Origin of the sequence: uncultured Lactobacillus sp., assembly GCF_902491705.1 — a bacterium.
In the GTDB taxonomy this organism is placed as follows: Bacteria; Bacillota; Bacilli; order Lactobacillales; family Lactobacillaceae; genus Lactobacillus.
In genome coordinates, this window is sequence record NZ_CABUIW010000027.1 from 13,307 (window position 1) to 29,726 (window position 16,420).

A 16,420-nucleotide genomic window follows, 5' to 3' on the forward strand; every position below is an offset into this window, starting at 1 on the left:
GAGATTGAGAAAATTTCTCAATCTCTTTTTATTTATAATGATCTATTTTTACCAGTTCATGTAACGTTGACGTTCCCAATCTGAAACTGATTGTGAGTACTTGGACCATTCTAATTCTTTTGATTCAATAAAGCTGTGAGTTAAGTGGTCACCCAAAGCGCTCTTGATTAAGTCATCAGCCTTGAATGCCTTAATTGCGTTGTGAAGAGTAGTTGGAAGTGGCTTAATACCGTGTTCTGCTCTTTCTTCTTCAGTCATTTCGAAGATGTTTTCTTCAACTGGCTTCATTGGCATCTTGTGTTCCTTGATACCGTTAAGACCAGCAGTCAAACATGCAGCAAGAAGTAAGTATGGGTTAGCAGTTGGATCAGCTGAACGCATTTCCAAACGAGTGTTGATTTCACCAGCACTTGGAATACGAACAAGTGGTGAACGGTTCTTAGCAGCCCATGCAATGTATACAGGAGCTTCAAAACCTGGAATTAAACGCTTGTATGAGTTAACAGTTGGGTTACCAATTGCAGTAATTGCACGAGCGTGTTCCAAAATACCATTCAAGAAGTAAAGTGCAGTGTCTGAAAGGTGGAATTCGCCATCTTTGTCATAGAAGACATTCTTATTACCCTTAAAGAGTGACATGTTGTTGTGCATACCGTTTCCGGCTTGACCTTCAACTGGCTTAGCCATAAATGTAGCAAACAAACCATGCTTTCTAGCAATATGACGAGCAACCATCTTAAAGGTTTGGCATCTATCAGCAGTAGTTAAAGCGTCATCAAATCTAAAGTCGATTTCTTGTTGACCATCACCAACTTCGTGGTGAGCAGCTTCAACTTCAAAGCCAATGCTTTCCAAAGTTTCAACAATTTCACGACGGCAACGTGCACCTTCATCGTCTGAAGTCATATCAAAGTATGATGCGTGATCTGGAACTTCAGTAGTCCAGTTACCATTTTCATCTAACTTGAAGAGGTGGAATTCCATTTCAAAACCGATATCAAAAGTATCAAAACCGGCTTCTTTCATTTCACCAAGAACACGCTTTAAGTTGTTTCTTGGGTCACCTGCAAATGGTGTGCCATCAGTCTTGTGAACTGAACAAATCAAACGACCAATCTTACCACCATGTTCGTCTCCCCATGGCAATACTGACCAAGTTGAGAAGTCAGGGTATAAAACCATGTCACTTTCTTCAAGACGAACAAAGCCGTCAATTGAAGAACCATCAAAACGAATATCGTTAGTCAATACTTTGTCTAATTGACTAGTTGGTACTTCTACAGCCTTTTCAGTACCGTTAATATCAGTGAAGCACAAACGTAAAAACTTAACGTTCTTGTCTGTTACTTCTTTTTTAATTTCTTCTGCAGTATATTGTTTACTCATAGCTTTTCCACCTATAAAAACAAAAAATATTAAATTGGTATGGTCCTATGATTAATTCTTATCTCCTAGAACTGTCTAATACAATAGCAGACCAATTTGAAAAAGTCAAATTGGTCTAGTAAATATTTTTTAAACTTTACTTTTTGTTAAAAAATGTATCACGGACCGCATTAATGATTGCGACCTTGTCATGGGCATAAGTTAAGCCACCTTGCATATAAACTGCGTAAGGTGGTCTAATTGGACCATCTGCAGAAAATTCGATTGTTGAACCTGAAACGAAGTTACCGGCTGCCATAATGATCTTATCTTCATAGCCTTCCATGTGAACAGCTTCAGGGGTTACAAAGGAATCAATTGGAGAGTTCTTTTGTACTTCTTGGACGAATTTCACCATCTTGTCAGGGTCGTTGAAGATAATCGTCTCAATGATGTCACTACGCTTCTCGTCCCATGCAGGCGTTACATTCATGCCCATTTTGTCAAACAAGGCAGCTGCAAAGATCATCCCTTTTTCAGCCATGCCAGTTACGTTAGGTGACAAGAAGAAGCCTTCATAGAAGTCATGCAAATTACCAATTGTTGCACCTTCATCAGTACAACCAGGTGCTGTTAAAGCAAGTTTGGCATTTTCTACTAAGTCTTTTTTACCGACAATATAGCCACCGGTCTTGGCTAGACCACCGCCAGGATTTTTAATTAAAGAACCCGCCATTAAGTCTGCACCATACTCAGTTGCTTCATGCTTTTCAGAAAATTCACCATAACAATTGTCAACAAAGACAATACTCTTAGGGCTAACTTTCTTAACAAAGGCAATCATTTCTTTAATTTGATCAATAGTAAAAGTCTTTCTAGTTGAATAGCCACGTGAGCGCTGGATAGCTACAACCTTTGGTTGATCACGCTTTAAGATCTTTTCTGCTTGATCATAATCAACAGTATTTTCATCGTTTAGTGGCACATAAGAGAACTTAACTCCTTTTTCAGCTAAAGTTCCGCGCTTGTCGTCAGTTAAGCCAATTACCTTCTGCAAAGTGTCATAAGGCATCCCTGTCAAATAAGTTAAAGTGTCGCCAGACTTCAAATTACCATTTAAAGCAACAAACAAAGTATGCGTTCCTGAAACAAATTGTGGACGTACTAAAGCATCTTCAGTATCAAAAACTTGAGCATAAACACGATCCAGCTTGTCACGACCGATATCATCATCACCATAACCCGTAGAACCGTTTAAATCGGCTTCTGCGACGGCATTATCTTGAAAAGCTTTAAGTACCTTAGCTTGGTTAAAAATGATTTGGTCTTCGATTTCTGCCAATTTAGGAGCAATCTGCTCATCAACTTCTTTTACAATCTTTTGCAATTTTTCTGGTAAATTATTCATTTTTCCATTCCTCGACTTTTGCAATAATCTTCTTTTCACAATCAGGATCATTCAACGGATCAAACCAGACAACAGGCAATTGATTTCTAAAATACGTCAATTGCCGTTTGGCATACCGTCTTGAAGCAGTCTTCAGCTGCGTTATACAGCTATCTAAATCTTCTTTACCTTCAAAATAAGGGAAGAATTCCTTATAAGCAATCGCCTGCAAAATTTGGTGTTCTTTATCTCGATTTTCATAGATAAACTTAGCCTCATCTAGCATGCCGTGCTGCATCATTTTATCTACACGCAAATTAATTCTGCGATAAATTTCCTGTCTATCTGAGTTTAATCCAATAATCAAATAATCATATCGCGGTTCAATTTTCTTCTGCTGCTCTGAAAATCTCTTGCCTGTACGGTCAATTACAGTCAAAGCCCGCATTGTTCTGCGTGAATTTGGTACGGGAATTTTCTTAGCTGCAGCTGGATCTTTTTCATTTAAAACTTGCCATAATTTTTCTGGACCATATTTTGCAAGATAATCCTCCCACTTTTGAGAAGTACCTCGCTTTTCATCATCCTTTTCGCCTAATTGCATTTTATTAAGCAAGGCATTTACATAAAAGCCGGTACCTCCAGCTAAAATTGGCAGTTTCCCCTTGGCACTAATTTTTTTAATTGCTTTTTGAGCCTCATCTACAAAATCTTTGACAGAAAATTCATCAAATACTGAGCGAGTGTCAACAAGATAATGCTTAACCTTAGCTTGTTCTTCTTGCGTTGCCTTGGCAGTTCCAACTTCAACTTCTTGATAAACTTGCATGGAATCGCCCGAAACAATCTCACCATTCAATTTTTGAGCTAATGCAATTGCCAGATCTGTTTTACCAATAGCAGTTGGACCAACAAGGGCTAATACTTTTTGCATATAATCATCTTTCAATTGTATTTTTATATGAAAAAAGCACATTTGGGCAGTTTCTCCTCCCAAATGTGTTTTTCAAATTAATATTTAGACTTCTTAGTTCTACCGTCCCAGGTTTCAAAGCCACCTTTAAGCCAGTGGACTGAAACAAAGCCCTTCTTCTTCAAGAAACGGGCAGCTCTCAATGTAATTGTATTTGAGTCTGAGTAAAGGTAAACCGGTAAATCGCTTCTAAGCTCATTATATTGATACTTAAGCATTGTATATGGCAAGTTACGTGCACCATCTATATGCTTGCGTTTAAAAGGTTCTTTTTCTCGCAGATCAATAATTTGTGCCTTACGCATACCTTCTTTAAATTCTTCATTAGTTAATTCGCCACCTAAAGACTTGGCTTGAATCTTATTCCAAGCCCAAATACCACCGATGACTAAAAGAATAACTAATAATACGGTATCTAAGACAATTAAAAAACTCGACATAAAATCTAATCTGCCCTTTCATAAAAACTTACAAATATAATGATACCGCTAAACTTATTTACTTGCTATTGTTTTTCTCATCTTTCTTTTTTTCATTGAGTTCTTCAATGCGATGCTCTCTGCGCAAAATAAGCTTAGCCACCATATAATCATGTTGATCGATTAATCCAGCTTTATTAATATTATCTAGTTCAAGAGCCATTAGTTCAATGTCCCAAATTCTTTTACCGACATGGACCAAAATCCCATATTTTTCTAAAAGCTGCTGTACATCATATAAAGTCTTCATTAGAAGTTAATAACCATTCCTGTTCTAACTGTCCAAACTACATAAAAAATTAATGCTGCTCCAGCCAAAACGCGCCACTTAGGGTTATAAGATCTCATTACGCGATCGCCTAAAATAATTGCTAACAAAAAGCCAGTAATCAAGCCACCGATATGACCCCAAATATCAATTCCAGGGACAAAAATATCAAGAGCCAAGTTAATTAAAGCCAAGACAAAGGCTTGTCTACCTAAAAAGCTAATCATTGGGTTATGAATGTTGCGAAGACCAATTGCAGTCATCGCACCAAAAAGGCCAAATAAAGCAGTAGAAGCGCCAGCACTTAAGCCGCGATCAGCACTAAAGGCTAAACTGAATAAGTTACCACCAACACCAGCTAAAAGATAGGTCACTAAAAAGCGAGTATGACCCATAATTGGCTCCATGTATTGTCCCATGTAGTAAATAATCACTGCATTAGAAACTAAATGCATTACGCCAATATGCAAGAATTGTGCAGTAAACAAGCGCCACCATTGTTGACCAACTACAACAGCATAGTTGTTCATAGCTCCCATTCTCATCAATACGTTTGTATTTTCTGAGCCGCCAAGAAATACTTCGACTAAAAAGACGATCAATAGCACTATTAAAATGCCCATTGTCACAATTGATTGTGATAAGTTGATTCTTCGATTCATTTAGCATCCCCTTAATTTCGTTATTTCGATCTATTTTAATAGATTTTGTCAGGTGTCACAATTGTTTGAATCGGAATATCTGTTTTTTCAACTGGCCACTGTGAACTAGCAAATTGCATTGGTGTATTTACAAGTGAAACGGTCTTAGGATTATATTTAGCTAAATAGCGATCATAGTATCCACCGCCAAAGCCTAAACGAATATGTGAATCTATTGCAAAAGCTAAACCAGGTACGATAACTAAATCAAGATCGTTCTTAACTTCCGCATCAGGGTCAGCTATTTCTTCAACGCCAAATTTAGATTTAACTAATTTGCTCATATAAGTGTAGTGAAGAAAATCCATAGCATGATTTTGATCTTCCCTAGCCTTAGCTAAGTAAACTTCTTTGCCCTCTTCCCACAATCTGGCAATTAATTCTGAAGTATCCACTTCAAAAGGCAAAGAGGCAGTCACACCAATGGTTTGGCTTTTTTCAATCAAATCAGTAGCCATTAGTTTTTCTAATAAGATTCTATCTTCAGCTTTTTTCTCTTTGGTACCAGCAAATTCTTTTAATTTATTAATTTGTTCTTTTCTTAATTCTGATTTTTGCATTTTTTCGTCCAAAAACAAAAAAATAGCAGGCACTGAACCTGCTACTTTGGTTTATTACTTAGTTTCACGGTGAAGTGTTACTCGTCTTTCAACTGGGCAATACTTCTTCAAAGATAAACGTTCCGGATGCTTACGCTTGTTCTTCTTAGATAAGTAACTTCTATCGCCACATTCGGTGCATTCTAAAATGATGTTATCTGCCATTTCTTTCACCACCTACACTTTTATTCTGACTGTACTAGGATAGCATTTTTCAAGCAATTTGACCAGTATTAATCATTATTTTGTTGAATGAAGTTTAAAATAATCCTGAATCATTGCTTTAGCTACCTGCAAAGTATATGTTCCTTCGCCATCTGGATCCAATCCTGGGAAGACAACTGCAACTGCCAACTTAGGATTCTTAGATGGTGCATACCCGATAAAGGTAGCGTTAATTAATTCGATATTGTGCTTTCTATTAGGGTGTTCTGCATCGTAGTAGAAAGTTTGAGCGGTACCAGTCTTACCTGAAATTGAAGGCTTAACGTTCTTCAATGGGTGAGCAGTACCCCAGCCGTTAGTTCCGTGAACTACGCGCCAGAAACCTTGTCTTACAACATTTAATTCATCTTGTGTCCAAGGAATTGCTTGTTGTACATTAGGCTTTTTATTGTAATTGATGTAAATCTTCTTACCGTCTTTACTTGTCTTACCAACTGATTGCACGATATAAGGCTGCATTCTGTAGCCGCCGTTAGCAATAGTTGAAACATATTGTACCAATTGAATTGGCGTATATGCATCATAGTTACCGTAGGCCAAGTCAAGTACTGAACCAGACAAGATATTACCTTTAGAGTTGAAAGACTTACCTTCAATACCTGAAACTTCACCTGGCAAGTCAACACCAGTCTTTTGGCCTAAACCAAACATCGCAAAGTTTCTACGTAAAATATCAAATGAGTCATTAGGCATATGAATGTAGGACTTAGGTACATATTTTGCGCCTACCCATTTCATAGCAAGGTGCATCATGTAAATGTTACTTGAAACTTCAAGAGCTGTTTCTGCATCAAGAGAACTGAAAGTACCGATTGGGTAAACAGATTTCTTAACTGGAGAACCTAGAAGATAAATTGGTGTATCAGGCAAAGTATTATTAGTTGGAGTAATTACCTTATTAATCAAACCACCTGAAACAGTTGCCCCTTTAACAACAGACCCCATAACAAATGATTGGTTGATTACACCTAACGCATTATCAGTAGTCTTACCTGTATTAGTATTTCTGCTAATACCAGCAACAGCTAAAAGCGCACCTGTTTTAGGATTCATTGCTACAGCGTATGCACCATTTGAATAGCGAGCTGCGCCGGCTGATTCCGCAGAACTATATACACGCTTTAATGCAGCTTGAACTTGCTTTTGATATTTAGCATCAATAGTAAGCATTAAGCTGGCACCAGCTTGACCATTATAAACGGTCTTAGTTTGCTGAATATTACCGTTAGACTTAGTAGTTACACGGCTAGTTGACTTAGTACCCTTTAAAAGAGGTTCATATTCTTCTTCAAGATATGAAGTACCAACACGGTCGTTTCTTGAATAACCATTTCTTAAGTAGTATTGCAAGTTATCACTAGGCAAACCAGATTTTTCAGTTGAAACTGAACCGATGATACTTTGGATTGATGAACCATTTGGATATGCTCTTTGCCAATCCGTACCAATACCAACACCTGGAAGCTCTGATAAGTGTTCACCAACTTGAGCAATTTCTCTATCAGTCAAGCCTTTGTTCTTGATATAGATAGTTGATAAAGTATAAGCTCCAGAAATCTTATTAAAGATCAAAGCAGCAGTCTTCTGCTTCTCAGTCAATTTCGGATTCATCTTTTCAACATAATCAAGTTCAGCTTGATAAATTTCTGAGTTGGTCTTCTTATTACCATCTGCGTCAACCTTAGCAGATTTAGGAAGCTGTGCTGAAATCTTGGTATTATTATCTTCATTAGCTAAATAATAATCGGCTACCATTTGCTTTGTTGGCTTTTCATCGGTAATCTTAATATAATTACTCAACGCATTTGAGATTTGATAAATCTGCGTAGTAGTAGTCGAGGCACTCTTAGTATAAGTAATGGCATTAGTTGCCTTATTTCCTACTAAGACACGCCCTTTAGCATCATACATTACCCCACGGGGCACTTGATTTGATACAACGGTTGAATCAGACTGTTGCACCTCTGCCTTAAAGCGAGAGCCATATACCAATTGCAAATATGCTAATTGACCTATCAGCATCGCAAAAAGCACGAGAATAACACCCAGAATGATTCGCATTCTTATTGGAGTTGAGGACTGCTTATTTGAACCAGTCCCACTATTTTTTCTAAAATAATCCACGTAAATCGTCCCTTACTAAAACTGTATGTATTTTAACAAAAACTGAACGTTAATTCTACGATTCTGAACGGAGCTTAGATAAATTTTAATATGAACAAATATTTTAAAACACTTAAGCTAAATTTCAATACAGAAAGACTGCTTTACATCATCAGTTTCATTTTACCAGGCCTAATTTTCTTAAGTTATTTCTTTTATACCAAAAATGGCGTTTTAACTGTTGATTTAGGCCAGCAATATGTCGACTTTTTAGCCTATTTTAGAAGTAATCTATTTACTCACCCACTTAGGTTAATTTATTCATTTGCAAATGGCTTAGGTGGCTCAATGCTAGCAACAGATGCTTATTATCTGTCTAGTCCATTCAATTTATTACTATTTTTGGCACCGCAAAAATTCTTGCCTCAAATGGTATTGGTTATTATCGCAGCCAAAATAGCTACAGCAGGCTTAACTAGTTACTATTACTGGCGACAAAAAATCAATCATAATTTTTATGCTTTAGCAGCCAGCACCGCTTACGCTTTATCGGGCTACACCATCGCCAACCATTTTAATTTGATGTGGCTAGATTCAGTATTGCTTTTGCCACTATTAATTGATGCAATTGACCGATTACTCGTAAATAAAAAGAATCATCTAGTATTAATTACCTTTTTATTGTGGTTCACCAATTTTTACACAGCATATATGGCTTTAGCCTTTGGACTGCTTTATCTATTAAGCCAACTATTTTTCCATAATAAAAAAAGCTGGTGGCCTCTTTTCTGGGAATATCTTAAAAAGAGTATCTTTGGTTCATTTTTAGACGCCTTTATGCTACTTCCTGTCGCAAGCGAAATGCTTCAAGGAAAGGCAACTTCAAGCGCAGATTGGTCTTTAGGCTTTCAATTCACTCCATACAATGAATTAGCCAAATTAGCAGACGGTGCATATAACTTCCATGAAATGCAGGAAGGGATGCCCAACATTTATATTGCTCTGCCCTTTTTAATAATTGCTATCTTTTATTTCTTAAGTAGAAAAATTGATTGGCAACATAAGCTAGCTAATGGCTTATTACTAATATTTCTGATCTTTTCTTTATTCTGGACACCACTTGTATTGATCTGGCACTTAGGTCAATTCCCAGTCTGGTATCCAGGGCGCTTCTCTTTTGTATTAATCTTTTTTGCACTAAACCTAGCAATAATTGCCTTGAATCAGCGTGAAAAAATAAGATTCTGGCAAATAGGCATTCTAATTCTATTATCAATTGGTTTAATTACCTTCATCACGCTCAATGCCAAATCATTCGCTTTTTTAAATCAAAATGCACAAACAGCTACAGCTACATTTTTGGCCTTAGGTATTCTCTTTATCGGCTTTATCTACAACAAAAGCAACTTTGCAGCTCCGTTCTTTTGTCTGATCATTGAGCTAGAAGTCATCATCAACTTAGTACTATCTTTGAACAATTTAGCCTACCAAAATAATGTAGACTATCAAAACTTCGTTCAAAATACTAAGCAAGTTACTCAATATACTCAAAACCATGATGATAACTTATATCGAACAGAAAAGACTTTCTATCGCTCAGATGATGACCCATTCAGTGCAAATTACTACGGTCTTAGCACTTTCAACTCAATTTCCAATCAAAATGTTCTAAACTTATTAAACAATCTAGGCTTCGTCAATAATAGTAATTCTTACACCAACTTTGGTGGCACACCTATTAGTGATGATCTCTTTGGCATTAGATATTATATTTTGCCCAACGAAGATATCACGCCACTTAAAGCTAAAAAGCAAATGAAATATGATAATCGAAACAATCGAATCGACGTAAGCGACTATGATATTAATAAGCGCTTTAAGCAATTGATTTTAATGAAAAATAATTATGCTCTACCTCTTTTATTCTTAACACCAAAATCAACTGAAAAGATTAAGTTTGATTCTAACAACATTACAGGTAATCAAAATAAATTCTTTACAGCTGCTACAGGAATTAAAGAAAAGCTATTTTTCAACGTAATCTGGCCTGATCCAGAAAAAATCAACGTTTCAAGCTGGGATGGCGGCTGGATGCAATATACCAAAAAGAATAAAGCCAAAGAAGCAAGAGTTATCTTTAACTTTAAGCCTAATACCGACGATTCATATTATCTTGAATTACCTGGTGATATCGATGACAATTCAATCGATTTGACTGTTAATGGCAATAGAATTAACACCAGCGTACGTGATCAAAATGCTCGTTTAATTAATTTAGGCAGCCGTCAACGAGGTCAAAGAATTCATATAGTCTTTACGCTTAAAGGCAATGAATTGAATTTAAATGCAGCCAATCTTTGGCGTTTAAACACTAAGAAGCTTGAACAGACAATGCTGACATTTAAACAAAAACAGCCTCACTTTAAACAGACTTCTGCTTTAGTGCTTAGATCTAATTCATTTACTACTAAAAAAGCAGTCACAATGAATTCTACTATTCCTAACAATTTTAATTGGCTAGTTTTAGATAATGGTCATGTAGTTCATAAAAATAAAACGCTTTTTATGAATGCCTTCTTGAATTTCAAATTGGATAAAGGAACACATAAAATCACCTTAATTTATGTTCCATGGCTATTCTTATTTGGCATAATTATCAGTTTATTAACACTATTTATCTATTCAAGGATTAGAAAATAATGAGTGTTAGCGCTAACAGCAAAAATAATACTAGACCTGTACTATCAAAATGTAATAAAATGTATACGTTATCATTCGGATAAATTAATATAGAAGGAAGATTAAGAATATGGCTCTTAAATACCAAATTGGTGTCGATGCAGGTGGTACTCACTCAACTGCAATCGCATATGACGAAAATGGCAAAGAACTTGGTCGTGCCGAAGGCGGTCCAGGTCAAATCAATGCTGACTACGAAGGCGGAATTAAAAACATTTCCGATACTATCAATGAATTGTTAGACAAGATTGACGGCGACTGCATGCGCGTTTTAGTTGGTATTGCCGGTCTTTCTGTTGTAGGTAACGCTCCAGAAGTTGCTGCAACTATTTCATCAAGAATCAACAACTTACCAACTCGTGCTATTACTGACTCACTGTTAGCACTTTACGCTGGTCTTGAAGGCGATGACGGTGCTTTAGTTATTGCCGGTACTGGTTCTGTTTACAACGGCTTACAAGACGGTCACTTGATTGCTGTAGGTGGTTACGGCAACATCTTAGGTGACGAAGGTTCAGGCTACGCTATTGCTCGTTCAGCTATGCAATCAGCTCTTCTTAGCTGGGACAAGCGTGAACACAACTCACTTATCGATATGTTCACTAAGTTGTTTAACGTTGAACACATGGATGAATGTAACGCTAAGTTCTACAAGATGTCTAACCCAGAAGTTGCTGGTATGGCAGTTCACGTTGCTAAACTTGCTGACAAGGGTGACGAAGATGCAACTAAGATCATTAAGGAACAAGCTCATCTTTTAGCTCGTGACATCATCATCGGTTTAGATCGTTACGAAGATCCAAAGCCAATGAAGATTGCTTTAACTGGTTCTGTTTTAGCTAACAACGACATGCTTAGAGGCCTTGTAGAAGACGAAGTCAAGGAAAAGTATCCTGATGCAGTCTTCTCAATTTCTAACGGTGAAAACGCTCGTGCCGTATTATTCGACAAGAGTAAGGACTACCGCTACTTCACTAACCACGAAGATCGTTAATTCAAATTCTGATAGTTACACAAAAAAGAGATCGAAGAAATTTCGATCTCTTTTTATTTTACCAATATTTTTCTAGTGGTGAATTATCACGCCCATTACGCGTTTGGTATAAATGCTCCTTCACGATTTCAGTTAAAACTTCAGCTAATTTATCAATTTGCTCAACTGTCGCATATTCATAGCGACCATGATAATTTCCACCACCATTAAATAAATTAGGTGTAGGAATTCCTTTTTGCGTAATAAAGTTACCATCAGTGCCGCCTCTAAAAGTTTGAATATGAGGTTTAATCCCTAGCTTTTTATAAGCATCCAGAGCCAAGTTAACCACATACGGCTGATCTTTAATGACGTTATAGATATTTTCATATTGACGTCGCATCTTTAATGAAAAACGATCGCCATATTTTTCGTTTAATTGAGCTACGATGTCTTTAATCAATTGTTCTTTAGCCGTAAATTTATCCCAATCAAAGTCACGAATAATCAAACTAATATCAGCATGATCAACTGATCCTGTAGCATTCAATACTAAAATAAAGCCATCATGGTTTCTAGATTTTTCTGGCACTTCATTTTTAGGCAATTGATCTAGAAAATCATTCATTAATGTTGTTGCATTAACCATTAAACCGTAAGCTTCACCTGGATGGACCACTGTACCCTTAATATGAATTTGTGCTTCAGTTGCATTGAAAGTTTCATATTCAAAATCACCTGGGCGTCCATTTTCCAAAGTATAAGCAAGTTCTACTCCAGGGAAATCATTTGGATCAAAACGACGACCACCATAGCCAATTTCTTCATCAGGACCAAAGCCGATATAAATATCTCCATGCTCGATTTCAGGGTGTTCAGTTAGATATTTGAGCATCCCTAAAATTCCAACTATCCCCGCCTTATCATCTGTTCCAAGTAAAGTATGACCATCCGAAGTGATTAAGGTTTCACCTTTGCAACTAGCTAATGCAGGGAACTCTTTGGGATCAAGATAAATGCCCTCTTTTTCATCGAGTACTACTTTTTTACCGTCATAATTGCGATGTACTTGCGGATGAATATTTTCAGCATTAAAGTCGGCTGTGTCAATATGAGAAAAGAAACCAATTGGTGTTACTTCATCAGTCACATTTTTCTTCAAGTGCCCAATTGCAAAAGCAGTCTTTTCATTGTAATAAGCTTCCAAGCCTATATCTTGCAACTGTTTTGTTAATTCTTTTCCCATCTTCACTTGCCCTATAGAAGTTGGCACTTGATCATGCTTTTCTTCATAAGAACGCGTATTTTGCTTTGCATAATGGATGAATGTTTTTTCAAGAAAATCTAAATCGTAAAAGGACATATTTGTTTCACCTATCTCTTAAATTAAATCTTGTTAATTTAATTTTCATTTTACATTTATTTTATTAAAAATAAAATGGATTTCATGAAAAAATATTCCTTAAAGAACTTAATCACTATAAATTAAAAGTATTTGAACCTTGTTCAGATAGTTTTTTAATGTATTCCTTTGGATTGGCTTCAATACCTTTGCGATCAATTCTAGAACTTACTAGCCCAATTGAATTCATAAATGACCAAATTGAGACTGGACCAGCATACTTAAAACCATCTTTTTTCATTTGTCTAGCTAAAGCGTCACCTTTTTCCGATGTCGCTCCAAGTTCAGCCAGCTTCTTAACATTTCTTCTTTCTTGCTTATACGCCACTTGTGACCAAAAATAATTGTCTAAAGACCCATATTCTTTTTGAATTTTTACAGCCACCTTAGCGTTCCATATAACTGCTTTAAGCTTTCTGCGGTTACGGATCACTCCTTTATCTTGAAGTAAACGTTCCACATCCTCATCATTCATTTGAGCTATTTTCTCTATATCCCAATCATGAAAAACTTTAGTTAGATGCGGATATTTAATAAAAGATGCATGCCAATTTAATCCTGCCGCAAACATCCCAATAATATATTGCTCAAAAATATTCCGATCATTATGAGGAGGAATTCCCCATACATCATCTTCATAATGCTTATACAACGGATTTTTAGCATAATACTTGTGAGTTGGATCATCTGAAAACCATTCTATCTCTGCCAAATTAATTCTCCTTTTATAGATTTTATCTTCAAAATAACTGGCGCATGATCACGCCTTTTTCCAGTATCAAGTGGACCAGATTCTATTATTTTTGACTTCAATTCTTGGCTAACGAACCAATAATCTAATCGAATTCCCTGGTCAATTTGTTTAGGAATGTTGGATGCCCACCAAGTTGCAGAATTTGCATTATTTGGTTTAACTGCATACGCGTCAATTAATCCGAGTTTAATCAAATTACTATACTGGTCTTCAAACTTTTGTACCGCTCTTTTATTTCTTGTAAAAGATTGCCCTATTATTGGTAAAATTACTAAATCACCTGTAAGTAAAAGTGGTTTATCAGTACTAAGCATAACCAAATATTCAGTTAATTCTTTCATCCAGTGATCGTATTGTTTTTCTTTATGAAATTCATAATGCGGTACATAAGAATTAACAAGATAATATTTTTCAAATTCTAAGACAAGCAAGCGACCTTCATTATCTAAATTTTGATCATCAATTTTGGGCTTAATGATCTTTAATGGCTTTAGTTTGGGTGAATATAAAAATAGAACACCGCTATATTTCAATTTAGCCGGTTTTTGGGAAGAACGCCAGACCATATGATAGTCAGAAAAATATTTATTTAAACAGGCGATTTCTTTATTAGTTGGCCCTGCCGGACTTATCTTTATTTCTTGAAAACTAATAACATCATAATTCTGCTGACTAATTTTCTTTAAAACACTTCGTGATTGAATTGCACGTTCACTTTTCGAAAAAAACAGCGAATTTAATGAACCAATGTTCCAATTTAATAATTTCAAATAATCATCCCTAACATGATTTATTTTTCATTTATTAACTCAATAGCCGAGTCAGCAAGATGATCTAATAAATCCAATTTATTTTTCCAATCATCAGAAAATAGAATCCAAGAAGCCGCACCCATTAAGGAGCCAATGAACATTCTTGCAGTATCCATATTGTTAGGCAGATCATGAAAAATTTCTTTAGCTACAATTGATGCAAATCTATTTAATAATTGTTCAGAAAATTGATCATGTCCGCTATTATAAATATTCATATTTACTAATTCGGTGATCAACATATATTCACCAACATTTTTTAATAATGAATTTTTATAAGCTGCCATAAATATTCTTATTTTTTCTTCTGGATCTTTTTGATTATTTAGCTTTTGAGCTAACTGAGACAAAAAATCCGACATCACATTGTCAATAACTACTTTTAACAAATTCTCTTTAGAATCAAAATAATAACGAATTTGACTTGGTACCACATCTGCTTTTTTAGCAATTTCACGAACGGAAACATTAGGATAACCTTTTTTAGAAAACAATTCCGTGGCTGCAGTAATAATGCTTAATTTCTGTGTTTCAATTTTAGACATATTCTTATTTCCTTATAAAAATATTTATCTTAATTCGTACAATGTACGAATCGACTGTAAGAAAAAGAACTGAATAATAATTCAGTTCTAAAAAACGATAAACTATCCGTTTTTTACTTATTCTTCAATTGATCAAGGTGCTCCTTAATCTTATCAGCTGCAGCTTGAAGCTTTTCGCGTTCACTTGAAGTAAGCTTTAATTCAACTACTTGTTCAATACCGTCGCGGCCGATAATTGCAGGATAGCCAATGTAAGTCTTGTATTCTGGGTTATAAACAGATACAGGAGCAAATAAGCGAGCATCTGAAAATACAGCTTGGATTAAACGTGTTGCACAAGTTGCAATAGCATAGCTAGTGTAGCCCTTACCGTTAGCAACAACAAATGAATTCTTGTTAGGTTGCTTACTCAACTTCTTTTGTTCATTTTCACTAAATAATTGAATAGCAATCTTGTTGTTTACACGTACTGTTGACCAAGCAATAAATTGTGAAGAACCGTGTTCACCTAATACCCAGCCTTCAACGTTTCTTGGATCTTGATTAAGCTTTTCACCGACAATTCTTTGCATTCTAGCAGTATCTAGGAAAGTACCAGTACCAAAAACTTGGTTCTTAGATAAACCAGTAGTTTCTTGCAAAATTTGAGCAACTGCATCACATGGGTTGGAAATATTGATCAATACACCCTTGAAGCCAGAATTCTTGATCTTTTCTCCGACTTCTTTAGCATTCTTAGCGTTAAGTTCAAATTCGCCAAAACGATCACCAGTCTTAACACTAGCAGCAATATCACCAAAAGCAGTTACAACGATGTCAGCATCTTTTAATTCATGCCAGTCTTGCATAGTTACACGAACATAGTAATTGTTTCTAGCTAATGTATCGTGTAAATCATTGTATTCAGCAGCTACCTTATCTTCATTTTTATCAAGCAAAACTAATTCATCAGCAATGCCGTGAGTAAACAAAGTATATGCTACAGTCGCACCAACGTGGCCTAAGCCAATAATACCTACTTTTCTCATAAGGAATCCTTTCTCGTATTATATAAATCGAAATAAGTCATATTGTGATAATTAATCAAATTAGTAT

At 35.9% G+C, this 16,420-nt stretch carries 16 protein-coding genes; 2 read left to right on the plus strand and 14 right to left on the minus strand.

What is annotated here, in order from left to right; all coding sequences use genetic code 11:
• Positions 1-48: 48 nt before the first annotated feature.
• The 9 genes from glnA to RDN22_RS06500 form a co-directional block, all read right to left on the minus strand.
• Positions 49-1,386, minus strand: a complete 1,338-nt coding sequence (gene glnA / locus RDN22_RS06460; protein ID WP_308556838.1) for a type I glutamate--ammonia ligase — start codon at positions 1,384-1,386, stop codon at positions 49-51.
• Positions 1,387-1,522: 136 nt separating this feature from the next.
• Positions 1,523-2,773 carry an aminotransferase class V-fold PLP-dependent enzyme gene (locus RDN22_RS06465; RefSeq protein ID WP_308556839.1) on the minus strand — a complete coding sequence of 417 codons (1,251 nt, stop codon included), beginning with the start codon at positions 2,771-2,773 and terminating at the stop codon, positions 1,523-1,525.
• Positions 2,766-3,686 carry a tRNA (adenosine(37)-N6)-dimethylallyltransferase MiaA gene (gene miaA, locus RDN22_RS06470; RefSeq protein ID WP_308556840.1) on the minus strand — a complete coding sequence of 307 codons (921 nt, stop codon included), beginning with the start codon at positions 3,684-3,686 and terminating at the stop codon, positions 2,766-2,768. Before miaA ends, RDN22_RS06465 begins: the two co-directional genes overlap by 8 nt.
• Positions 3,687-3,763: 77 nt before the next feature.
• A complete protein-coding gene (locus RDN22_RS06475; RefSeq protein WP_308556841.1) occupies positions 3,764-4,165 on the minus strand; it encodes a rhodanese-like domain-containing protein in 402 nt (133 codons plus the stop codon).
• A 58-nt stretch (positions 4,166-4,223) separates the two neighbouring features.
• Entirely contained in the window at positions 4,224-4,454 is a 231-nt protein-coding gene (locus RDN22_RS06480; RefSeq protein WP_308556842.1) for a YqgQ family protein, read from the minus strand.
• Positions 4,454-5,134 (minus strand): rhomboid family intramembrane serine protease, encoded by a 681-nt coding sequence (locus tag RDN22_RS06485; protein WP_308556843.1) that lies wholly within the window; start codon positions 5,132-5,134, stop codon positions 4,454-4,456. Before RDN22_RS06485 ends, RDN22_RS06480 begins: the two co-directional genes overlap by 1 nt.
• 35 nt (positions 5,135-5,169) lie before the next feature.
• Positions 5,170-5,733, minus strand: coding sequence for a 5-formyltetrahydrofolate cyclo-ligase (locus RDN22_RS06490; RefSeq protein WP_308556844.1), 564 nt, complete (start codon positions 5,731-5,733; stop codon positions 5,170-5,172).
• 54 nt (positions 5,734-5,787) lie between these two features.
• A complete protein-coding gene (rpmG, locus tag RDN22_RS06495) occupies positions 5,788-5,937 on the minus strand; it encodes a 50S ribosomal protein L33 (protein ID WP_006351577.1) in 150 nt (49 codons plus the stop codon).
• A 75-nt stretch (positions 5,938-6,012) separates the two neighbouring features.
• Positions 6,013-8,121 carry a penicillin-binding protein 2 gene (locus RDN22_RS06500; protein ID WP_308556845.1) on the minus strand — a complete coding sequence of 703 codons (2,109 nt, stop codon included), beginning with the start codon at positions 8,119-8,121 and terminating at the stop codon, positions 6,013-6,015.
• Positions 8,122-8,211: 90 nt separating this feature from the next.
• Here RDN22_RS06500 and RDN22_RS06505 point away from each other — a divergent pair, with 90 nt between their 5' ends.
• On the plus strand, positions 8,212-10,800 hold the full coding sequence (locus RDN22_RS06505) for a YfhO family protein (protein WP_308556846.1): 2,589 nt from the start codon (positions 8,212-8,214) through the stop codon (positions 10,798-10,800).
• A 109-nt stretch (positions 10,801-10,909) separates the two neighbouring features.
• Complete coding sequence (locus tag RDN22_RS06510; protein WP_308556847.1) at positions 10,910-11,833, plus strand: BadF/BadG/BcrA/BcrD ATPase family protein; 924 nt, start codon at positions 10,910-10,912, stop codon at positions 11,831-11,833.
• 58 nt (positions 11,834-11,891) lie between these two features.
• Here the strand turns inward: RDN22_RS06510 and pepT are convergent, their stop codons facing one another.
• The 5 genes from pepT to RDN22_RS06535 all read right to left on the minus strand — a co-directional run bounded on the left by pepT (position 11,892) and on the right by RDN22_RS06535 (position 16,353).
• On the minus strand, positions 11,892-13,175 hold the full coding sequence (gene pepT, locus RDN22_RS06515) for a peptidase T (protein WP_308556848.1): 1,284 nt from the start codon (positions 13,173-13,175) through the stop codon (positions 11,892-11,894).
• A 115-nt stretch (positions 13,176-13,290) separates the two neighbouring features.
• Positions 13,291-13,926 (minus strand): DNA-3-methyladenine glycosylase I, encoded by a 636-nt coding sequence (locus tag RDN22_RS06520; RefSeq protein WP_308556850.1) that lies wholly within the window; start codon positions 13,924-13,926, stop codon positions 13,291-13,293.
• The gene (locus RDN22_RS06525) at positions 13,914-14,738 is read right to left on the minus strand and encodes an exodeoxyribonuclease III (protein ID WP_308556852.1); all 825 of its coding nucleotides are present in this window, start codon (positions 14,736-14,738) and stop codon (positions 13,914-13,916) included. Before RDN22_RS06525 ends, RDN22_RS06520 begins: the two co-directional genes overlap by 13 nt.
• Positions 14,739-14,758: 20 nt before the next feature.
• Positions 14,759-15,325 (minus strand): TetR/AcrR family transcriptional regulator, encoded by a 567-nt coding sequence (locus RDN22_RS06530; protein ID WP_308556854.1) that lies wholly within the window; start codon positions 15,323-15,325, stop codon positions 14,759-14,761.
• Positions 15,326-15,438: 113 nt separating this feature from the next.
• Positions 15,439-16,353 carry an L-lactate dehydrogenase gene (locus tag RDN22_RS06535; protein ID WP_308556856.1) on the minus strand — a complete coding sequence of 305 codons (915 nt, stop codon included), beginning with the start codon at positions 16,351-16,353 and terminating at the stop codon, positions 15,439-15,441.
• Between the last annotated feature and the right edge of the window lie 67 nt (positions 16,354-16,420).